Source organism: Micromonospora aridisoli, assembly GCF_056150025.1.
Genome location: NZ_JAXCFK010000007.1, coordinates 167,376 through 186,391, shown reverse-complemented (window position 1 = coordinate 186,391; position 19,016 = coordinate 167,376). Strand labels below are relative to the sequence as shown.

Here is a 19,016-nt window from a genome sequence, read left to right as displayed (position 1 = left end):
GCCCGGTCAGCCGGCCACGCGGGGCGTCGGAACCTCCGCGCCGTCCCAGTGGTAGAAGCAGTTGGCGATCGCGTCACGCGGCGAGCGCCAGGTCGGCAGGTACGGCGAGGTGTGCGCGGACAGTCGCTCGTTGACCTGCTGGTAGAGCGGGTGGTTGCGGGCCGCCGCGAGGGCGTCCGCGCCGACGTCGTCGGTCTCCATGAGGTGTACGAACAGGTCGTGCAGGCAGTACAGGGACCGGTGCCGAACCCCGGTCAGGCTGGGCAGTTCGGTCTCGTCGGACTCGGCGAAGATCTGCGCGACGCGACCCTCCGCGCCCGGGATGATCCTGCTGACGATCACTAGACGGCTCATCGGACCCCTCTCACCGGTGGTCCGGCCCGGACGGACACCAGGCTTCGGACCGCTGTCGCCCCAGCCTGTCGCCCGCGCAGTCACCTGCCCGTCAACGTCCGGGATCGGTGCGGTGACGCACCGCCATCGGGTGCGGGAAGGCGGCGCGCGTGACCAGGTGCCGACGGGGGCCGTTGGTCGGGCGACTGGCCCGGCGGATGGGTTCGAGAGTCTCCGCCAGCAGCGCGCTCATCGCCGGCGAGGGTTCCAGCCGCAGCTCCCGGAGCAACAGGTCCCGGTAGACGTAGAAGGCGTGTACCGCCTCGAAGGCGTTGCCCTCGGCGAGGTGGATGCGGACGACCAGCCGATGGGGCGTCTCGCGTAGCGGCTCGGCGGCCATCGCCTCCAGCGCCGCCTCCAGTGCCTCGCCGTGTCGCCCGGCGGCCAGGTGTTGACCGGCCACCTGTTCCAGCATGTGCAGCCGGAGCTGGCGCAGCCGCTCCCGGTCGGCCAGCACCCAGTCGTCGTACCAGCCGGGGAGCAGGTCGTGCCGACCGGCGGCGAGGGCCTCCGCGGCGTCGCCCGGGGGATGGCCGTCGCGTACCCGGCCGGCGGTGTCGACGAGCTGGTCCACGTCGACGCGGACCAGCGGATCGAGGCGCACGGTGTCGGCGGCGGTGGTCAGCGGGCAGTAGGGGTCCTGACGTAGCCGCCACAGTGCGGTCCGCAGGGAGGACAGGGCCCGTTCCTCGCAGGCCTCGGGCCAGAGCAGGCCGGCGAGGTGGGTGCGGGTGGCACCGGGCCGCAGCCCGATCAACGCGATGACCCGTTGCAGGCCGCGGGGCACCGCCACCGGGGTGTCGCCGTGCGTCAGGCGGAAACCGCCGAGCAGATGCAGGTGTACGGCCACGTCGCGGCGCTGGCCGGTGGTGGGCGCGGGCGGAACGGCGGCCACGGCGGCACCCCCTGCGGAACGCGTCGGTTGCGGGTCTCGGCCGGGTCCCGGCGTGGCCGCCGTGACGCCACTGTCGACTCGCTGGGGCCGTCGCACACGGGATGTGCGGTGCCGGGTCTGACCGCCGCGAAGATTATCAACAGCGATTACTCTGAGTCAACAATGCTGTCGGCAATGTAACGAATGCTGTTCTGTGAGACCGCCTCTGAACTGCTAAATCCTCCCGATCATGGCGATGGTGGTCGCTCAGCCGAACCACAGCTTGCGTCAACGCAGCGTCACCAAACGCCGCCCGTTCCCGGGGTGGCGGTGACGCCCGGGTGACGCGCCGCTGAGCATCGTGGCGGCAGCCGTCCGGGCACACCCGGTGGCGTCACCACCGGGCCCATGGGGGGAGGACCAGCATGGACCGAACGCTGATCGTCGCGAAGGTGGTCCCGACCGCCGAATCGTCGGTCGCCGAGATCTTCGCCGAGTCCGACACGACCGATCTGCCCCGCCTGGTGGGCGTTCGGCATCGTTCGCTGTACCGCCTGCACGACCTGTACGTGCACCTCATGGAGACCGAGTCGGCCGGAGACGGCGCGGTGGAGGCCGCCCGGGCGCATCCCGAGTTCGCCAGGGTCAGTACCCGGTTGCAGCCGTACGTCTCGCCGTACCTGCCGGACTGGCGCTCGCCGCGGGACGCCATGGCGCGCTGCTTCTACCGCTTCGACGGGGGGCGGTCGTGACCGCCACCGTGCCCTCGGGCGAGACCCTGTGGTCCCGGTGCGGCGGCTGCGCGGCCCTGCTCTACCGCAAGCGGCTGCGCCGCAACCTCGACGTCTGCCCGGAGTGCGGCCTGCATTCCCGGCTCGCCGCCCCCGAACGGGTCGGTCAACTGGTCGATCACGGGTCGTTCCGGCCGTTGCCGGATCGCGCGGTCGAGGTGGATCCGATCGGCTTCGTCGACGTCCTGCCCTACCCGCACCGGCTCACCGCCGCCCGCGCCGACACCGGGTTGCCGGAGGCGGTGCTCTGCGGCACCGCCACGGTCGGCGGCTCGCGCTGCGCGCTCGCGGTGATGGACTTCCGGTTTCTCGGCGGCAGTCTGGGCTGCGCCGTCGGCGAGCTGATCACCCGTACCGCCGAGCAGGCGCTGGAGGTGGGCGTCCCGCTGGTCCTGGTCACCGCCTCCGGGGGCGCCCGGATGCAGGAGGGGGCCCTGTCGTTGATGCAGATGGCCACGGTCAGCCAGGCCATGGCCGCGCTGCGCGAGGCCGGGCTGCTCACCGTCAGCGTGCTGACCGACCCCACCTACGGCGGAGTGGCGGCCTCCTTCGCCACCAGCGCGGACCTGGTGCTCGCCGAGAGCGGTGCCCGGATGGGCTTCGCCGGTCCTCGGGTGATCCGTCAGGTGACCGGGCGCAGCCTGCCGGAGGGGTTCCAGACCGCCGAGTTCCTGCTGCGGCACGGCCAGGTCGACATGGTGGTGCCCCGGCACGCGCTGCGCGCCCGGCTGGCCACCCTGCTCGCAGTGGCGGGCGTCGGCCGGCGGGACACGAACCGGTCCGCAGTCTCCGCCCCGGCGGCCGAGGCGGCCCGTCCGGGCGACCCGGCGGGGGCGCCGGCCCGCGACGCCTGGGAGACGGTACGCCTGGCCCGGCATCCCGGTCGTCCGACCACGCTGGACTACCTGGAAACCACCTTCGACGGCTTCACGGAACTGCACGGCGACCGGCTCGGTGGCGACTGCCCGGCGGTCGTTGGCGGGCTGGCGCGGCTCGACGGCCGTCACCTGATGGTGATCGGACACCAGAAGGGGCACACCACCGCCGAGCTGGCCGCCCGCAACTTCGGGATGGCCACCCCGGCGGGCCACCGCAAGGCGTTGCGGCTGATGCGACTCGCGGCCCGGCTCGGGCTGCCGGTGGTGACCCTGGTCGACACCCCGGGGGCCGACCCGGGCGTCGACGCTGAGGAGCACGGCCAGGCGGCGGCCATCGCGGAGAACATCCTGACCCTGACCATGCTGCCCACGCCGGTGGTGACCGTGGTGACCGGCGAGGGCGGCAGCGGCGGGGCGCTCGCCCTCGCGGTGGCCGACCGGGTGCTGATGCTCCAGCACGCGGTGTACTCGGTGATCAGCCCGGAGGGCTGCGCCGCGATCCTCTGGCCGGGCCGTACCGCCGCGCCGCAGGCGGCCCGGGCGCTGCGCCTGACCGCGCCGGACCTGTGCCGACTCGGGGTCGTCGACGAGGTCGTCCCCGAGCCGGCGGGCTCGGCCGCCGAGGATCCGGAGGCGACGGCCCGGACCGTCCGCCAGGCGCTGCTGGCCAACCTGCTGCCGCTGCTGGACGTGCCCGCGGCGACCCTCGTCCAACGGCGCCGAGGGCGCTTCCGCCGTTTCGGCGCGGCCCGTGCCGGCACCAGGGCGGGTGCCCGATGAGCGGCGCGGCCGGCGGCGTACCCACGGTCGCCGGTCACCCGGTGGTGGACGTCGGCGGCTCCGCACCCTCGACCACCGCGCCGGAATCCGGAGCGGACGAGGCGCGCGACCGGCAGGTCGGCGTCGATGGCGGACCACCGGCGGGGACCGCTCCGACCGACGCGGCCGGCGCGGAGAACGGGCGCCCCTCGGACGGCACCGCTGCCCGGCCCGGCCGCTACGCGGAGGCGGACGCCACCCTGGCCGAACTGCGTCGACACGCCCGGCAGTTCGTCGCCGAACTGGCCGCACCGGTACGCCGCCTGCGGCTGCGCTGCGGGGACGTGGAACTGGAGGTGGAGTGGGAGCGCCCGACCGGCTCCGGTCCGGGCGCGCCGGAGGCCGCCGGCACCTCCGCCCCCGCCCCCCGGTCGCCGGTCGCACCGCCCACGGCCGCGCCGGCGGCGGACCCCGCGACCCGCACCACCGTCCGCTCGCCGATGGTCGGCACCTTCTACCGGTCGCCGCAGCCGGGTGCCGCGCCCTTTGTCGCCGTCGGCGACCTGGTCCGGCCCGGGCAGGTCGTCGGCATCGTCGAGGCGATGAAGCTGATGAACGAGGTCGCCGCCGACCGGCCCGGTCGGGTCGTCGAGGTGCTGGTGACCGACGGGCAGCCGGTGGAGTACGACCAGCCGCTGGTCGCCCTGGACCCGGCCGGAGGGTGAGGTGCCGATGTTCTCCAAGGTGCTCATCGCCAACCGGGGCGAGATCGCGCTGCGCATCCTGCGCGCCTGCCGGGAACTGGGCATCCGTACCGCCGTGGTCTACTCCACCGCGGACGCCGACTCGGCGGCGGTGCGACTGGCCGACGAGGCGGTCCGGATCGGCCCCTCGGCCAGCCGCCGCAGCTACCTCAACGCCGCCGCGGTGGTGGAGGCCGCCCGCAAGGTCGGCGCGCAGGCGGTGCATCCGGGCTACGGCTTCCTCTCCGAGGACGCCGACTTCGCGGAGATCTGCGCGGACAACGGGCTGACCTTCGTCGGTCCGCCGCCGCACGTGATGTCGGTGCTGGCCGACAAGTCCTCCGCGCGGGCGTTGATGAGCCGCGCCGGGCTGCCGCTGGCGCCGGGCGCGGTGCGGCCGGTGCCGACGGCCGCCGAGGCCGCGGCCGTCGCCGCCGAGGTGGGCTACCCGGTCATCATCAAGGCCGCCGCCGGGGGAGGGGGCCGGGGGATGACCGTGGTCCGGACCCCGGCGGACCTGCCCCGGGCGTACGCACGCACCCGGGCGGCCGCGCAGGCCGCCTTCGGCGACGACCGGGTGTACGTGGAGCGTTACCTGACCGATGCCCGGCACGTCGAGGTCCAGCTGCTCTGCGACGCGCACGGCAACGGCGTGCACCTGGGCACCCGGGACTGCTCGGTGCAGCGTCGGCACCAGAAGCTGGTCGAGGAGGCACCCGCCCCGGCGCTGTCCGCGGCGACGCTGGACGCCATCGCCAGCGCCGCCCTGCGCGGCGCGCTCGATGTCGGGTTCACCGGCGCCGGAACGGTGGAGTTCCTGGTCGACGCCGAGGAGCGGTTCCACTTCCTGGAAATCAACTGCCGAATCCAGGTGGAACACCCGGTCACCGAGATGATCACGGGGATCGACCTGGTGCACGAGCAGTTCCACGTCGCGGCCGGAACTCCGCTGCGCTGGCGGCAGCAGGACATCCGGTTCACCGGGGTGGGCATCGAATGCCGGGTCAATGTGGAGGATCCGGACCACGGATTCGCGCCCACGCCCGGCCGGCTGGACCGGTTCGTACCGCCCGGCGGCCCGTTCACCCGGGTCGACACCCACGGCCACGCCGGTTACCTGGTGGGGCCCTACTACGACTCGCTGCTGGCGAAGGTCGCGGTGTGGGCACCGGATCGCGACCTGGCGTTGAGCCGGCTGGACCGCGCTCTCGGCGAGTTCGAGATCTCCGGGCCCGGGATGCGGACCACCATCCCGTTCGTCCGCAGGGTGCTCGACGACCCCGAGTTCCGCAAGGGACGTCACTCCACCGGCCTGGTGGACCGACTTCTCGCCGCACCGAAACCCGCACACCCGAGGAGGAAACGATGACCGTCACCGACGGCCGTGCGCCGCTGACCGCGGAGATAACCGACATCCTGGTGACCAACTGCGGGCTGGACCCGGACGCCGCCGCCCGCGCGCCGGCGGCCTCGCTGGAGGAGTTGGGGATGGACTCCCTAGCCCTGCTCGAACTCTCCGCCGTGGTCGCCGACCGGTGGCAGGTCAGCATTCCGGAGCAGGCGGCCCAGCTGAGCATCCCCGCCGTGGCCGACCTGGTCGCCCGGCGCGCCGACCCGCCCGGGCACACCGAGAACAGCATCGTCGTCGCCGCGCCGCTGGAACTGGTCTGGTCGGTGACGAACGACGTGGCGAACTGGCCCGACCTGTTCACCGAGTACGCGCGGGCCGAGATCCTGCACCGGGACGGAGACACCGTCCGGTTCCGGCTCACCATGCATCCGGACGAGAACGGAGTCGCCTGGAGCTGGGTCAGCGAGCGCACCGCGGACCCGGCCACCCGCCAGGTGCGGGCGCGCCGGGTGGAGACCGGACCGTTCGAGTACATGCGGATCCACTGGACCTACACCGAGGAGCCCGACGGCGTCCGGATGACCTGGGTGCAGGACTTCGCGATGAAGCCGACCGCGCCGGTGGACAACGCCGGGATGACCGAGCGGATCAACACCAACAGCGCCGTGCAACTGGCCGTGATCAAGGAGCGGGTCGAACGGCTGGCCCGGCAACGAGCGACCTCGCCGCCCGCGAGCCCCGGCCCGACGAGCGCGGCACCGGTGGCCGCGTCGACCGGCACCGGCGCGACGGGATCCGACGATGAGTGACCTCGCGCTGGTGGCCGCCCGGGACGTACCCGCCGACCGGCGTCGCGGCGGCGAACTCCGGGTGCTGCTCGGTCCGCGCACCGTCGGCAGCACCTCGGGTTTCATGGGCGTGGCCACCATGGCGCCGGGCGAGCGGATCGCCGAGCACTACCACCCGTACAGCGAGGAGTTCCTCTACGTCGCCCGGGGCGCCATCACCGTCGACCTGGACGACGAACCGGTGCCGCTGGCGGCCGGTGAGGCGCTCTTCGTGGCCCGCAACGTCCGGCACCGGCTGCGCAACACCGGGCACGTACCGGCGGAGGTGGTCTTCCACCTCGGACCGCTGGCCCCGCGACCGGAACTCGGCCACGTCGACACCGAGGTGGTCGAACAGCGGGACGGATCGTGACCACCCGCCGCGCCGTGGTCACCGGGGTGGGGGTGGTGGCCCCCGGCGGGGTGACCCGGGACCGGTTCTGGAAGAGCATCACCGAGGGACGCACGGCGACGCGGCGGATCAGCTTCTTCGACCCGTCGCCGTTCCGCTCGCAGATCGCCGCCGAGTGCGACTTCGACCCGGACGCCGCCGGGCTGACCCCCGCCCAGCGGCAGCGCGCCGACCGGTACGTGCAGTTCGCGCTGGCCTGCGCCGCCGAGGCGGTCGCCGACAGCGGACTGGAACTCACCGACGCCGAACGCGACCGCGCCGGTGTCGTGCTCGGCACCGCCGTCGGCGGCACCATGGCGCTGGAGCAGGAGTACGTGACGGTCAGCGACAGCGGCCGACGCTGGCTGGTCGACGCGGCACTCGGCGGGCCGTACCTCTATCCGGCGCTGATGCCCAGCAGCCTGGCCGCCGACGTGGCCTGCCGACACGGCCTGCACGGTCCGGCGCAGGTGGTCTCCACCGGCTGCACCTCCGGTATCGACGCCATCGGATACGCCCACCAGCTGGTCGTCGACGGCGAGGCCGACATCGTGCTGGCCGGCGCCGCCGACTCACCCATCTCCCCGGTGACCGTGGCCTCCTTCGACGCCATCAAGGCCACCAGCCCGGACAACGACGACCCGGCGCACGCCTCCCGCCCCTTCGACGCCGACCGGCACGGCTTCGTGTTGGCCGAGGGGGCGGCGGTGCTGGTGCTGGAGGAGGCCGCACACGCCGCGCGGCGCGGCGCGCACGTCTACTGCGAGGTGGCCGGCTACGCCAGCCGCAGCAACGGCTACCACATGACCGGGCTGCGACCCGACGGCGTGGAGATGGGGCTGGCCATCACCGACGCCCTGCGGCAGGCCAGGGTGCGGCCCGAGGACGTCTCCTACATCAGCGCCCACGGCTCCGGCACCCGGCAGAACGACCGGCACGAGACGGCCGCGTTCAAACGGTCCCTCGGGTCGGCGGCGTACCGGGTGCCGATCAGCTCGATCAAGTCGATGGTCGGGCACTCGCTCGGTGCCATCGGTGCCATCGAGATGGCCGCCTGCGCACTGGCCATCGAGTTCGGGGTGGTGCCACCGACCGCCAACTGGGCCACCCGGGATCCGGAGTGCGATCTCGACTACGTGCCGAACGAGGCCCGGGAGGTGCCGGTCGACGTCGCCCTCTCGGTGGGCAGCGGGTTCGGCGGGTTCCAGTCGGCGATGCTGTTCCGCCGGCCGGCCCGGGACGTGACGTCGTGAGCGGGCCGGGTGTCCGGCGAGGTGACGCCATGACCGCCGGGCGGGCCGTGGTCACCGGCGTCGGGGTGGTCGCGCCCAGCGGCGTCGGCGCGGACGCGCACTGGCGTACGGTCCTGGCCGGCAGCCGCCGTACCGGGCCGATCACGCTGTTCGACGCCTCCGGTTACCCGACCCGGCTCGGCGGTGAGGTGGCGGACTTCGATCCGGCCCGGTACGCCGACAACCGCGCCCTGGTGCAGACGGACCGGTGGACCCACCTCGGTTTCGCCGCCACCGCCCTGGCGCTCAGCGACGCCGGCCTGCCCGAGCGGGCCACCGACCCGTACCGGTGGGCGGTGACCCTGGCCAGCGCCTCCGGTGGCAACCTGTTCGGTCAGCGGGAGCTGCAACGTCTCTGGTCGTCACCGACGCGGACCGTCGGCGCGTACCAGTCGATCGCCTGGTTCTACGCGGCCAGCGTGGGCCAGCTCTCCATCCGACACCAGGCGAAGGGGCCGTGCGGGGTGCTGGTGGCCGAGTCCGCTGGCGGCCTGGACAGCCTCGCGCACGCGGTGCGGACCGTGCGGCGCGGCGCGTCGGTGGTCCTCGCCGGGGCGACCGAGTGCCCGCTGAGCCCGTACGCGCTGGCCTGCCAACTGCGCTCCGGCCTGCTCAGCGAGGTGACCGACCCGGAACGGGCCTACCGGCCGTTCGACGCCACCGCCAGTGGTTACCTGCCCGCCGAGGGGGGCGCGGTGTTCGTGGTGGAGGAGTTGGGCCACGCGCGGGCGCGGGGCGCGCGCATCTACGGCGAGGTGACCGGTTGGGGTGCCACCCATGACGCGGCGCACACCACGGCGGACAGCGCCGGTGACCCGCACCAGTACGCCCGCGCCATGCGGCTGGCGTTGGGCCGGGCCGGCGTCGAACCGGGGGAGGTGGACGTGGTGGTTCCCGACGCCCTCGGGGTGCCCCGCTACGACCGGGCCGAGGCGAGCGCGCTGCGCGCCGTCTTCGGCGGCCGCACACCACCGGTGAGCACCCACAAGGCACTGACCGGGCGGGCGCACCAGGGCGGATCGGCACTGGACGTGGCCACCGCCCTGCTCGCCTTCGCGCACGACACGCTGCCCGCCTCGGCCGGCCCGGACGTCGTCGCCGACGGCTGCGAGCTGGACTTCCTGCGGGCCGCCCGCCGCCCGCGTACCCGGGTGGCGTTGATCTGCGCCCGGGGCTTCGACGGATTCAACAGTGCGCTGGTGCTGCGCGGTGCGCCACCGGACGGACAGGAGGGGTGACCATGCGAGCACGAGTGGTCTTCCTGGTGCGGGTGCCCGACGACCGCACCGAGGACTTTCTCCGCGCCTACGAGGCGGTACGCCACCTGGTCGCCGACGGCGTGCCGGGGCATCTGGTGGACCAGGTGTGCCGTTCGTCGACCGACCCGGAGCAGTGGCTCATCACCAGTGAGTGGGCCGACCTGGCCGACTTCGAGGCGTGGGAACGCAGCCCCGAGCATCGCGAGCTGGTCCGGCCGATGCGGGAGTGCTTCACCGACGCCCGGTCGCTGCGCTTCCACATCCACGCTCAGACCCCGGTCCCGGCCTGACCGCTCCGCACCACAATTCGCACGTTCGGTGTTGATGCCGTCACTTACGGCTGACACACGGAATCGATCATCCTCGCCGATCGGCCCGGCGGCAATCCTGCCGGTCGCCCTTCTCGTGCATCCATTTGCATGACGCAATGCGCATCGGGCCTGCCGTAGGGTTCCGGCAGTGCTCCGAGGGCGCTACCTGCGGACTCGTCGGGTGCTGGAGGGTGGGGACGTCATGACCGGACCGCTGTTCTCGCTGAGCGGGGCCGACCGGCGGCCCCCGGCGGACCTGCCGCCCCGCGTCGCCGAGGCGGCCGCGGGTGCTCTGCCGGCGCCGCGGACGGCATGCTCAGCGCGGCCCGAGGCCGACCTCGGCCAGGTAGACGCAGCTGCGCCCCTCGTGGGAGGAGTAGTAGCTGACGTGCAGCCGCTCGTCGTGCCAGGCCAGGCCGGGATAGCTGGAGTCGCCGCCGGAGGGTAGCGTCACCAGCTCCCGCAGCCGGCCCCGTGCCACGTCGACGGCGCAGATCGCGGTCCGCACCACACCGTCGTGCAGGCGTCCGGCCGCCACGAGGGTGCCGTCGGGCAGCCGGCACAGTGCCGGACCGCCCACCCGTACGCCCAGGTCCGTCCAGGTCCACTCGCGGTACGGCGGGCGGGCGCGGCCGAGCTGCGCGGTGGCCGGGCCGCCGTCGCGGCGCAGCAGACAGGTGGCGGTGCCGTCGGGGTCGAAGACCAGTCCGGACTCGTTCGGATACCCGTCGGAGAACAGCGTCCGCACCACCGGGCGCAGGTCGAAGCCGTCCTCGCTGCGGTACAGCCGGACGAACCGGGGTTCCCGGGTGGCGTAGCCGACGCCGTACATCACGTCGCCTCGCCACGCGGCCTGCCAAACCCAGACGTCCGGTTCCCCGATCGGTCTCGGCTCGTCCCACCGGTGACCGTCGTCGCTGAGTGCGGTGACCGTCCGGAACCGCTTCGGCGTGCCGGCCGCGGCGGCGGCGAGCAGTTGCAGCCGTCCGTCGGGCCGCGGCACGAGGCGCGGATCGCGCAGGTCGGCGCCGGCCTGAACGAGGACGGCCGCGGTCTCCCACGACTCGCCGTCGGAGGAGGTCAACACCCGCAGGACGCCGTCGTCGGACAGGTGCGAGCGGCCCTCCCGGAACGCGCAGAACCAGGCTCCCGCGTGCCGGACCAGGTCGGTGAAGGCGCTGTGCGGGGCGGTGTCACCGATACGGCGTAGCGCGCGCACCTCGGTGGTCGCCGGACGGATGATCACGGGCGTCGACGGTACGCGGAGCAGGCGACGCCGACGTGGCGGACGGACGAACGGGCGACGAACCCGCGGTCGTCGTCCGGAGCCGCTGTGCCGGCGGCGATGTCGCCGCCGGGTGGGGCCGTTCGCTCACCTCGCGGTGCGGGTGCGTCGCGTGGCGACGTAGCGTCGAGCCTTCTCGGCGGTCCCGCAGTCGTCCATGCTGCACCAGCGGCGGCTGCGGTTCTTGCTCTCGTCGTGGAAGAGGAAGCGGCAGCCGCCGCAGCCTTTGATCCGCTCCAGCGTGCCGGTGGTGAGCAGTTGGACTGCCGCGTGGACCACCGGCCGTAGCGGGCGGTCCGCCGTCTGGTCGTCCCGCCAGGTCCAGGCGAAGCTGCCGGCCCGGTCGAGCCGCGCGTGGGCGAGCGCGTCCGCCTCCTCGTCGCGCAGGTGGGCCAGGGCTGCAGCGCTCGGGTCGCGGCCGGTGGCCAGTGCCCGAAACACCTCGTCGAGACGATCGCGGGCGTGCAGGGCACGTACGAAGGCCGCCTGCGCGGCTTCCGGTTCGTCGCGGGAACGGCGGTGCAGCCTGGCCACCTCGGCCTCGGTGAGGTCGCCCGTGTGCCGGGCCCAGGCGACCAGCTCGGCGTAGCCGGTGAGCGCGTCGCCGTCGGGAGGCCCGACGGGTGGGCCGGTGCGGGTGTTGACGAAGTCCAGCGCGAGGTTGCCGCCCACCAGGCGCAGCCCCCGGAAACCCTCGTATGTTTCCATCAAAACCGACTTTACCAGTTGACCCTGGTCGCGGCGCTCCCTACTGTTACCCCCATAACCTGATTAGACGGTAACGCTGGAGGGCGAATGGGACGCGGGCGGGCGACGGCGGTACTGATCGGTCTGTCGGGCGGGACGTTCCTCTACACCACCGCCGAGGCGCTGCCCATCGGGCTGCTGCTGCCGATGGCCCGGGACCTGGACGTCTCACCCGCGGACGTGGGCATGCTGGTCACCGCGTACGGCGCGGTGGTGATGGTCGCCTCCGTTCCGTTGACGGCGCTGGTCCGCCGGGTTCCTCGCCGGCGGCTGCTGGCGGGCCTGCTGGCCGGCTTCGTGGTCAGCAACGTGTTGACGGTCTTCGCCAGCACCTTCGCGTTGCTGATGGCGGCACGGATGGCGACCGCGGCGACCCACTCGTTGTTCTGGGCGGTGGTGGTGCCGGCGGCCGCGGAGCTGTTCCGACCGGGTCTACGAGGGCGGGTGGTCGCGGTCGTGTTCGCCGGTGGCACCATCGCCCTGGCCCTGGGCGTGCCAGCGGGCACCTGGCTCGGCGAGCACGCCGGCTGGCGGGCCTCGTTCCTGGCGGTGGCCGGGCTGGGCGCGATCGTCCTCGTCGTGGTCGCCTCGCTGCTGCCCTCGACGCGGCCGGATCAGGGACACGCCGCCCGAGGTGCGACCCCCGACGCCCGCCGCTTCTGGCTGCTGGTGACCGTGGCGGTGCTGGCGACCGCCGGCGCGATCGCCGCGTACACCTATGTGGCCCTCTTCGTGACGGAGGTCAGCGCGATGCCCGCCGCCTCGGTCGGAGCCGTTCTGCTGGCCCGCGGCGTCGCCAGCGTGCTCGGCATCCTCGCCATCGGCGTGGTGGTGGATCGCAGCCCCTGGCTAGCCCTGGTCACGACCGTCGCACTCCAGTCGCTGGCACTGGTCGGGCTGGCCGCGCTGGGCCGCCGGCCCACCGTGGCCGTCGGCCTGATCGCGCTGGCCGGCCTGGCCTTCGCCGCGTTCACCGCGACCCTCGGTGGTCTCGTGCTGCAGGTGGCACCGGGGCGCTCGGACCTCGCCGCCGCCACGGTCTCCGCCGCCGTCAACGTCGGCATCACCGGTGGTGCCTTCGCCGGCGGCCTCGCCCTGCCGAGCCACGGCGCGCACGGCACGGTGCTGATCGGCGCCCTGCTCAGCGTCGTGGCTCTGGTGCTGTCGCTCGGCGAGCGGCTCATCCGGCCCGCCGCCCACGGACGACAGACTCAGCGTTTCCCGAGCCGGCCCGCCGATCCGACGGCGACGCCGCCGGTCGTCCGGGCCGCGCCGTCCGGTCGTGCCCGGTGACCGCTACTGTCCCGCCGTCTCCGCCCGGTACGCGGCGGCGAGCCGCTTCGGGGCGCGGACGTACCAGGCCTCCACGATCAGCTCGGTCAGCTCCGGGATGCCGATCCGGTCCAGTCGGACCAGCACGGACGGGTACCCGTCGAAGTGCGGCGTGGTGAAGAAGAGAGCGGGGTCGTCGGCGAGCAACGCCTCCTTGACGCCCAGGTCCGCGACCCGGATCCCGAGGATGGGTCCGTCCGGCGCGGCCGGGCCGAGCGCGTCGAGTTCCTTGCCGCGCAGGGGGCGTTCCCAGACGAACGACTTGTCCTTGACCCGCCAGGCGGCCACCCCGTCGTAGGAGGGTCGCTCGCTGGTCTCCGGCAGGTTCAGCGCGATCCGGCGTACGTCGTCCCAACTGGCCACCTCCCGACGGTACGCCAGGTGGCGCGCCCCGTGTGCCCGCCGTCGGACCGGCGTAGCGCGGGTGCGCCTGGCGCGGCGGGCGGCGGGTCGGGGATGGTGGACGGCATGGAGATCATGCCGGGTCCACCGCCGGTCTGCCTGGCCGACTTCGCCGCCCTGGCCCGCCGGGTGCTGCCGCCGCAGGTCTGGGACTACCTGGACGGTGGCAGCGGTGCCGAGGTGACCCTCGGAGGCAACCGCGCCGCCCTGGACCGGGTCGGCGTGCTGCCGAGGGTGCTGACCGGGGTGACCACTCCGAGTCTGCGTACCCGGCTGCTCGGCCGGGAACACGCGATGCCGGTGGGGGTGGCACCGATGGCGTACCAGCGGCTGGTGCATCCCGACGGCGAGCCCGCGTTGGCCGCCGCGGCCCGGGCCGCCGGCGTGCCGTACCTGGCCAGCATCCTGGGCAGCACACCGATCGAGCAGGTCACCGCCACCGGCGCCGAGGTGTGGTTCCAGTTGTACTGGCTGCGGGACCGAAGCCTGGTGGCCGATCTGCTGGCGCGGGTCCGGGCCGCCGGCTGTCGGGCGCTGGTGGTCACGGTGGACGTGCCGGTGCTCGGCCGGCGCCTCCGGGACCTGCGTAACGCCTTCCGGCTGCCGCCGGACCTGCTCCCGGCGAACCTGCCCGGCGGCCGGGACGACCTCGCCCACGGCGGTACGCCGGGCGTCACCGAGGTGTCCGCGGACCGTGGTGCGGCCTCCGCTCCGGCGTTGAGCTGGGCGGATCTGCGGTGGCTGGGGGAGCGGAGCGACCTGCCGCTGGTCGTCAAGGGTGTCCTCGACCCGGCCGACGCGGTACGGGCCGTGGAGGCGGGAGCGCGGGCGGTGGTCGTGTCCAATCACGGAGGTCGGCAGCTCGACGGGGCACCGGCCAGCGCCACCATGCTTCCCGAGGTGGTGGCCGCCGTCGGTGACCGTTGCCAGGTGCTGCTCGACAGCGGGATCCGCAGCGGTGTCGACGTGCTGCGTGCCCTGGCCATGGGTGCCCACGGTGTCCTGCTCGGTCGACCGATGCTCTGGGCCCTTGCGGTGGGTGGGCGACCGGCGGCGAGCACCGCGCTGGCCCTGCTCGCCGACGAGTTGCGGCACGCGTTGGCCCTCGCCGGTTGCGCCGACCCGGCGGCCGCCCGCGAGCTGCGCACCGTGCCGGTGGGCTGACCGGGTGCCCGAGCCACGCGACCCACCGCGTTCACCGCTTCGCAACCTGTGACCGCCGCCCTGCCATCGTCCGGGGTGGACGGTCATAATGGGCGACATGGTTGCCTGGGAGTACGCCCTGCTGGTCCGCCGCTACCAGGGGCAGGGCCGCAATTTCCACGTCTCGTTCGTCTGGTACGGCCCGGATGGTTCCCGAAAGGACATCACCGCGTACGGCGACACCGCGATCGCGCACCTCAACCGGGCCGGACGCGACGGTTGGGAACTCGTCTCCGCCGCCGAGGACGTGAACAACGTGCAGGGCAGCACCGAGGTGCACCGCTACCACCTCAAGCGGCCGCTCGCCTGAGCCGCCCGCCACTGCTCGGGATCGCGTTGACCGCCCGTGCCGAGCGTCACCATCCTGTTACCAGTTGTCGATGCAACGGCATCGACGAGGTCTGGCATTGGGGGTACCCATGGTGCGGAGCAGGGTGGTGGCGCCGCTGGCGGCGCTCGCCGCGGTAGGCGCGACGGTGGTCGCCGGGGCGGCGCCGGCGCAGGCGGATCCGGCGGGCGGGACGCTGCGCGGCGTCTACTACAGCTACGACTTCTGCCGGTCGTACGGCGCCTCCGGCGCCAGCCAGGGCCTCTGGGACTGGTGGTACTGCGAGCAGAGCTACGCGCCGGTGAGCACCCAGTGGTTCCTCTGGACGTTCAACTACTGACCGGTGCCGGGGGCGCGCCGGGCCGGGATGTCCCGGCCCGGCGCGTCCATGGTCAGCCCAGGTCGACGTCCGGGTAGAGCGGGAAGCCGGCGAGCAACTCGCCGGCCTGGCGGCCGACCTTGTCCGCGAGCGCCGGGTCGAGGACGTACTTCGCCTTGGACGCCGTGCCGTCCGGGTTCGCCCCGGCGGTGGTCTGGCTGAGCACGGTGTGGATCAGCTCGGCGGTGGTGTCCATCTCCGCGGTGCCGAGACCCCGGGTGGTCAGCGCCGGCGTACCGACGCGGATGCCGGAGGTGTACCAGGCGCCGTTGGGGTCCTGCGGCACCGCGTTGCGGTTGGTGACGATGCCCGAGTCCAGCAGCGCCTGTTCGGCCTGCCGGCCGGTCAGCCCGTAGCCGGTCACGTCGATCAGCACCAGGTGGTTGTCGGTGCCGCCGGTGACGAGCGTGGCACCCCGGCGCAGCAGGCCCTCGGCCAGCGCCTGCGCGTTGGCCACGATCCGCTGGGCGTAGTCGGCGAAGTCGGGCCGGCGGGCCTCGGCCAGGGCGACCGCCTTGGCGGCCATCACGTGCGGTAGCGGACCGCCGAGCACCATCGGGCAGCCCCGGTCGACCTGGTCGGCCAGCTCCGGGCCACACAGCACCAGGCCGCCGCGCGGGCCGCGCAGCGACTTGTGGGTCGTGGTGGTGACGATGTGCGCGTGCGGCACCGGGTCGAAGTCGCCGGTGAAGACCTTGCCGGCGACCAGGCCCGCGAAGTGCGCCATGTCCACCATGAAGGTGGCGCCGACGGAGTCGGCGATCTCCCGCATGATCCGGAAGTTGACCTTCCGGGGGTACGCCGAGTAGCCGGCGACCAGCACCAGCGGGCGGAACTCGCGGGCCGCCTCGGCGACCCGGTCGTAGTCGACCAGGCCGGTGGCCGGGTCGGTGCCGTAGCTGCGCTGGTCGAACATCTTGCCGGAGATGTTCGGCCGGAAGCCGTGGGTGAGGTGCCCACCGGCGTCCAGTGACATGCCAAGCATCCGCTGGTCACCCAACTCACGCCGGAGCGCGAACCAGTCCGCCTCGGTCAGGTCGTTGACGTGGCGCGCCTGCGCCCGCTTCAGTGCCGGCGCCTCGACACGGTCGGCCAGGATCGCCCAGAAGGCCACCAGGTTGGCGTCGATGCCCGAGTGCGGCTGCACGTACGCGTGCGCCGCGCCGAACAGCTCCCGGGCGTGTTCGGCGGCGAGCGCCTCCACGGTGTCCACGTTCTGGCAGCCGGCGTAGAAGCGGCGTCCGACGGTGCCCTCGGCGTACTTGTCGCTGAACCAGTTGCCCATGGCCAGCAACGTGGCCGGGGAGGCGTAGTTCTCGCTGGCGATCAGCTTGAGCGACTCACGCTGGTCGGCCAGTTCCGCCCCGATCGCGTCGGCGACCCGCGGCTCGACACCACGGATCACCTCAAGGGCGCTGCGGAAGGCGGTGGATTCGACGTTGCGCGGCATGTGACCTCCAGGTGACGTGCGGAAGGCCCAGGCGCTCGGCATGCGTCCTCGTGACGGGGCCGCTCCCCGATGGTTCTCCATCTCCAATGCGCCAGTCACGGCCCGAGGGGATCCTACCGGGTACGCCGTCGCGGTGGCCGCAGCGCCGTCGGGGCCGCCGCGCCGACGGCGTCGACGCGGCGGCGACCCGGACCGGTCCCGACCGGCCGACGCCCCGGGGATCGGGGGCGGCCGGCGAAGGTTAGCCCGCCCCGGTCGGGGCACAGCAGAACCGGGGCCGCACGGTGACGGTCGGCCCGGCAGCCGAGGAGAGTGAGGAAGCAGATGACCACTCCGAGCACCGAACGGCCGCTGGCGGTGGTGACCGGTGCCTCCAGCGGCATCGGGTACGAGCTGGCCGCGCAGTTCGCCGAGCACGGGTTCGACCTGGTGATCGCCGCCGAGGACGAGGGCGTCACGGCGGCGGCGGAGAAGCTGCGCCGCGACGGCGGTCCACGGGTGGAGCCCGTCCGGGCGGACCTGGCCCGGGCCGAGGGCGTGGCGGAACTCGCGGCGGCGGTGCGGGCCACCGGCCGCGCGGTGGACGCGCTGGCGCTCAACGCCGGCCGGGGCGCCGGCGGCGAGTTCGTCGGGGGCACCGACCTCGCCGACGAACTGAACGTCGTCGACCTCAACGTGCGCTCGACCGTGCACCTGGCGAAGCTGCTGCTGCCGGAGATGGTCGCCCGGGGATCCGGCCGGGTGCTGTTCACGTCGTCGATCGCCTCGACCATGCCCGGACCGTTCCAGGCCGTCTACAACGCCTCCAAGTCGTTCGTGCAGTCCTTCGCCGAAGCGCTGCGCAACGAGTTGAAGGACACCGGGGTCACCGTGACGTCGCTGATGCCCGGACCCACCGACACCGGCTTCTTCGCCCGGGCGGACATGGAGGACACCCGGGTCGGCTCCGGGCGCAAGGACGACCCGCGTCAGGTCGCCGAGGAGGGATTCAAGGCCCTGATGAAGGGTGACCAGACGGTGTCGGCCGGATCCCTGCTCAACCGGGTGCAGACCGCCGCCGGCAAGATCGTGCCGGATCGGCTCAAGGCGGAGCAGCATCGCAGGATGGCCGAGCCCGGGTCCGGCTCCTGACTGCGGGTCGCCGGTCTCTCTAGAATCGCCGCATGGCGGGGACGGGCGGCGGGGGCAGTCTCCTGGCCATCAGTGACCTGCACGTGCGGTACCCGGAGAACCGGTCGGTCGTGGAAGGGCTGCGGCCCCGGACGCCGGCGGACTGGCTGCTGGTCGCCGGCGACGTGGGCGACACCGTCGCCGAGGTGGATTGGGCGCTGCGACTGCTGGCCGGACGGTTCGCCCGGGTGGTCTGGTCGCCGGGCAACCACGAGCTGTGGACCCCGCCCGGCGACCCGGTGACGTTGCAGGGCGCGGCGCGCTACGCGCACCTGGTCGAGTTGTGCCGTGCTCTCGGCGTGATCACCCCCGAGGACCCCTATCCGGTGTGGGAGGGGCCCGGCGGCCCGGTGACCGTGGCACCGCTATTCCTGCTCTACGACTACAGCTGGCGGCCCGACGGCCTCGACACCCCCGAGGCGGCACTGGCCGAGGCGTACCGGACGGGGATCGTCTGCACCGACGAGTTCCTGCTGCATCCGGAGCCGTACGACAGCCGGTCGGCGTGGTGCGCGGCCCGGGTGGCCGAGACCGCCCGCAGGCTCGCCGAGCGTGATCCGGCGCTGCCGACCGTGCTGATGAACCACTGGCCGCTGGTCCGGCAGGTGACCCGGGTGCTGCGGTATCCGATCTTCGCCCAGTGGTGCGGCACCGAGGCCACCGCCGACTGGCACGTACGCTTCGCCGCCGCCACGGTGGTCTACGGCCATCTGCACATCCCACGCACCAGTTGGCACGACGGGGTGCGGTTCGAGGAGGTCTCGGTGGGCTATCCGCGGGAGTGGCAGCGGCGGGGCGTACCGCCGGGCCGGCTGCGATAGATCCTGCCGCCACCGGAGGGGGTGCCGCCG

21 protein-coding genes and 1 riboswitch are annotated in these 19,016 nt (G+C 73.4%); of the genes, 15 read left to right on the top strand and 6 right to left on the bottom strand.

Going from position 1 to position 19,016, the window contains the following annotated elements; translation table 11 throughout:
* Positions 1 to 6: 6 nt before the first annotated feature.
* The gene (locus tag SM447_RS16990; RefSeq protein WP_474573783.1) at positions 7 to 354 is read right to left on the bottom strand and encodes a TcmI family type II polyketide cyclase; all 348 of its coding nucleotides are present in this window, start codon (positions 352 to 354) and stop codon (positions 7 to 9) included.
* A 91-nt stretch (positions 355 to 445) separates the two neighbouring features.
* Positions 446 to 1,288, bottom strand: a complete 843-nt coding sequence (locus tag SM447_RS16985; RefSeq protein ID WP_474573782.1) for an AfsR/SARP family transcriptional regulator — start codon at positions 1,286 to 1,288, stop codon at positions 446 to 448.
* 404 nt (positions 1,289 to 1,692) lie between these two features.
* On the opposite strand from SM447_RS16985, the gene SM447_RS16980 reads away from it, so the two are divergent.
* Genes SM447_RS16980 through SM447_RS16940 form a run of 9 tightly spaced genes read left to right on the top strand, consistent with a single transcriptional unit; the run spans position 1,693 to position 9,848 of the window.
* A complete protein-coding gene (locus SM447_RS16980; RefSeq protein WP_474573781.1) occupies positions 1,693 to 2,019 on the top strand; it encodes a TcmI family type II polyketide cyclase in 327 nt (108 codons plus the stop codon).
* A complete protein-coding gene (locus SM447_RS16975) occupies positions 2,016 to 3,716 on the top strand; it encodes an acetyl-CoA carboxylase carboxyltransferase subunit alpha (protein WP_474573780.1) in 1,701 nt (566 codons plus the stop codon). Before SM447_RS16980 ends, SM447_RS16975 begins: the two co-directional genes overlap by 4 nt.
* A complete protein-coding gene (gene accB, locus SM447_RS16970; protein ID WP_474573779.1) occupies positions 3,713 to 4,420 on the top strand; it encodes an acetyl-CoA carboxylase biotin carboxyl carrier protein in 708 nt (235 codons plus the stop codon). Before SM447_RS16975 ends, accB begins: the two co-directional genes overlap by 4 nt.
* 7 nt (positions 4,421 to 4,427) lie before the next feature.
* Positions 4,428 to 5,807, top strand: coding sequence for an acetyl-CoA carboxylase biotin carboxylase subunit (locus tag SM447_RS16965; protein WP_474573778.1), 1,380 nt, complete (start codon positions 4,428 to 4,430; stop codon positions 5,805 to 5,807).
* On the top strand, positions 5,804 to 6,598 hold the full coding sequence (locus SM447_RS16960; protein ID WP_474573777.1) for an SRPBCC family protein: 795 nt from the start codon (positions 5,804 to 5,806) through the stop codon (positions 6,596 to 6,598). The genes SM447_RS16965 and SM447_RS16960 overlap by 4 nt, the downstream gene beginning before the upstream one ends.
* Positions 6,591 to 6,989 (top strand): cupin domain-containing protein, encoded by a 399-nt coding sequence (locus SM447_RS16955; protein WP_474573776.1) that lies wholly within the window; start codon positions 6,591 to 6,593, stop codon positions 6,987 to 6,989. Before SM447_RS16960 ends, SM447_RS16955 begins: the two co-directional genes overlap by 8 nt.
* Entirely contained in the window at positions 6,986 to 8,260 is a 1,275-nt protein-coding gene (locus SM447_RS16950; protein WP_474573775.1) for a beta-ketoacyl-[acyl-carrier-protein] synthase family protein, read from the top strand. Before SM447_RS16955 ends, SM447_RS16950 begins: the two co-directional genes overlap by 4 nt.
* A 29-nt stretch (positions 8,261 to 8,289) precedes the next feature.
* Positions 8,290 to 9,537, top strand: a complete 1,248-nt coding sequence (locus SM447_RS16945; RefSeq protein WP_474573774.1) for a beta-ketoacyl synthase N-terminal-like domain-containing protein — start codon at positions 8,290 to 8,292, stop codon at positions 9,535 to 9,537.
* A gap of 2 nt (positions 9,538 to 9,539) precedes the next feature.
* Positions 9,540 to 9,848: an antibiotic biosynthesis monooxygenase family protein gene (locus tag SM447_RS16940; protein WP_474573773.1), complete on the top strand. Its 309-nt coding sequence runs from the start codon at positions 9,540 to 9,542 to the stop codon at positions 9,846 to 9,848.
* Positions 9,849 to 10,185: 337 nt separating this feature from the next.
* Here the strand turns inward: SM447_RS16940 and SM447_RS16935 are convergent, their stop codons facing one another.
* Entirely contained in the window at positions 10,186 to 11,115 is a 930-nt protein-coding gene (locus SM447_RS16935; RefSeq protein WP_474573772.1) for an exo-alpha-sialidase, read from the bottom strand.
* A gap of 126 nt (positions 11,116 to 11,241) precedes the next feature.
* Complete coding sequence (locus SM447_RS16930) at positions 11,242 to 11,862, bottom strand: CGNR zinc finger domain-containing protein (protein ID WP_474573771.1); 621 nt, start codon at positions 11,860 to 11,862, stop codon at positions 11,242 to 11,244.
* Positions 11,863 to 11,949: 87 nt separating this feature from the next.
* Here SM447_RS16930 and SM447_RS16925 point away from each other — a divergent pair, with 87 nt between their 5' ends.
* A complete protein-coding gene (locus SM447_RS16925; RefSeq protein ID WP_474573770.1) occupies positions 11,950 to 13,194 on the top strand; it encodes an MFS transporter in 1,245 nt (414 codons plus the stop codon).
* A 3-nt stretch (positions 13,195 to 13,197) separates the two neighbouring features.
* On the opposite strand, the gene SM447_RS16920 is transcribed toward SM447_RS16925, so the two are convergent.
* Positions 13,198 to 13,596 carry an MmcQ/YjbR family DNA-binding protein gene (locus SM447_RS16920; RefSeq protein ID WP_474573769.1) on the bottom strand — a complete coding sequence of 133 codons (399 nt, stop codon included), beginning with the start codon at positions 13,594 to 13,596 and terminating at the stop codon, positions 13,198 to 13,200.
* 105 nt (positions 13,597 to 13,701) lie between these two features.
* Here SM447_RS16920 and SM447_RS16915 point away from each other — a divergent pair, with 105 nt between their 5' ends.
* From SM447_RS16915 to SM447_RS16905, 3 genes are all read left to right on the top strand, one after another.
* Complete coding sequence (locus SM447_RS16915) at positions 13,702 to 14,799, top strand: alpha-hydroxy acid oxidase (RefSeq protein WP_474573768.1); 1,098 nt, start codon at positions 13,702 to 13,704, stop codon at positions 14,797 to 14,799.
* Positions 14,800 to 14,887: 88 nt separating this feature from the next.
* Complete coding sequence (locus tag SM447_RS16910) at positions 14,888 to 15,148, top strand: hypothetical protein (protein ID WP_091088513.1); 261 nt, start codon at positions 14,888 to 14,890, stop codon at positions 15,146 to 15,148.
* 109 nt (positions 15,149 to 15,257) lie between these two features.
* On the top strand, positions 15,258 to 15,506 hold the full coding sequence (locus SM447_RS16905; protein WP_474573767.1) for a hypothetical protein: 249 nt from the start codon (positions 15,258 to 15,260) through the stop codon (positions 15,504 to 15,506).
* Between the two features lie 52 nt (positions 15,507 to 15,558).
* Here SM447_RS16905 and SM447_RS16900 read toward each other — a convergent pair whose 3' ends face one another.
* Positions 15,559 to 16,995 carry a glycine hydroxymethyltransferase gene (locus tag SM447_RS16900; RefSeq protein WP_474573766.1) on the bottom strand — a complete coding sequence of 479 codons (1,437 nt, stop codon included), beginning with the start codon at positions 16,993 to 16,995 and terminating at the stop codon, positions 15,559 to 15,561.
* 18 nt (positions 16,996 to 17,013) lie between these two features.
* Positions 17,014 to 17,104: riboswitch (ZMP/ZTP riboswitch) on the bottom strand.
* 215 nt (positions 17,105 to 17,319) lie between these two features.
* On the opposite strand from SM447_RS16900, the gene SM447_RS16895 reads away from it, so the two are divergent.
* Positions 17,320 to 18,126 carry an SDR family NAD(P)-dependent oxidoreductase gene (locus SM447_RS16895; protein ID WP_474573765.1) on the top strand — a complete coding sequence of 269 codons (807 nt, stop codon included), beginning with the start codon at positions 17,320 to 17,322 and terminating at the stop codon, positions 18,124 to 18,126.
* A 32-nt stretch (positions 18,127 to 18,158) separates the two neighbouring features.
* A complete protein-coding gene (locus SM447_RS16890) occupies positions 18,159 to 18,986 on the top strand; it encodes a metallophosphoesterase family protein (RefSeq protein WP_474573764.1) in 828 nt (275 codons plus the stop codon).
* Positions 18,987 to 19,016: the final 30 nt, after the last annotated feature.

What these genes read in the sequence shown, in the direction of transcription:
- SM447_RS16965 (WP_474573778.1), top strand. Translation starts at nt 4,428, where the DNA reads ATGTTCTCCAAGGTGCTCATCGCCAACCGGGGCGAGATCGCGCTGCGC.
- SM447_RS16925 (WP_474573770.1), top strand. Translation starts at nt 11,950, where the DNA reads ATGGGACGCGGGCGGGCGACGGCGGTACTGATCGGTCTGTCGGGCGGG.
- SM447_RS16980 (WP_474573781.1), top strand. Translation starts at nt 1,693, where the DNA reads ATGGACCGAACGCTGATCGTCGCGAAGGTGGTCCCGACCGCCGAATCG.
- SM447_RS16990 (WP_474573783.1), bottom strand. Translation starts at nt 354, where the DNA reads ATGAGCCGTCTAGTGATCGTCAGCAGGATCATCCCGGGCGCGGAGGGT.
- SM447_RS16910 (WP_091088513.1), top strand. Translation starts at nt 14,888, where the DNA reads ATGGGCGACATGGTTGCCTGGGAGTACGCCCTGCTGGTCCGCCGCTAC.
- SM447_RS16905 (WP_474573767.1), top strand. Translation starts at nt 15,258, where the DNA reads ATGGTGCGGAGCAGGGTGGTGGCGCCGCTGGCGGCGCTCGCCGCGGTA.
- SM447_RS16960 (WP_474573777.1), top strand. Translation starts at nt 5,804, where the DNA reads ATGACCGTCACCGACGGCCGTGCGCCGCTGACCGCGGAGATAACCGAC.
- SM447_RS16890 (WP_474573764.1), top strand. Translation starts at nt 18,159, where the DNA reads ATGGCGGGGACGGGCGGCGGGGGCAGTCTCCTGGCCATCAGTGACCTG.
- SM447_RS16915 (WP_474573768.1), top strand. Translation starts at nt 13,702, where the DNA reads ATGGAGATCATGCCGGGTCCACCGCCGGTCTGCCTGGCCGACTTCGCC.
- SM447_RS16940 (WP_474573773.1), top strand. Translation starts at nt 9,540, where the DNA reads ATGCGAGCACGAGTGGTCTTCCTGGTGCGGGTGCCCGACGACCGCACC.
- SM447_RS16955 (WP_474573776.1), top strand. Translation starts at nt 6,591, where the DNA reads ATGAGTGACCTCGCGCTGGTGGCCGCCCGGGACGTACCCGCCGACCGG.
- SM447_RS16900 (WP_474573766.1), bottom strand. Translation starts at nt 16,995, where the DNA reads ATGCCGCGCAACGTCGAATCCACCGCCTTCCGCAGCGCCCTTGAGGTG.
- SM447_RS16895 (WP_474573765.1), top strand. Translation starts at nt 17,320, where the DNA reads ATGACCACTCCGAGCACCGAACGGCCGCTGGCGGTGGTGACCGGTGCC.
- SM447_RS16945 (WP_474573774.1), top strand. Translation starts at nt 8,290, where the DNA reads ATGACCGCCGGGCGGGCCGTGGTCACCGGCGTCGGGGTGGTCGCGCCC.
- accB (WP_474573779.1), top strand. Translation starts at nt 3,713, where the DNA reads ATGAGCGGCGCGGCCGGCGGCGTACCCACGGTCGCCGGTCACCCGGTG.
- SM447_RS16930 (WP_474573771.1), bottom strand. Translation starts at nt 11,862, where the DNA reads ATGGAAACATACGAGGGTTTCCGGGGGCTGCGCCTGGTGGGCGGCAAC.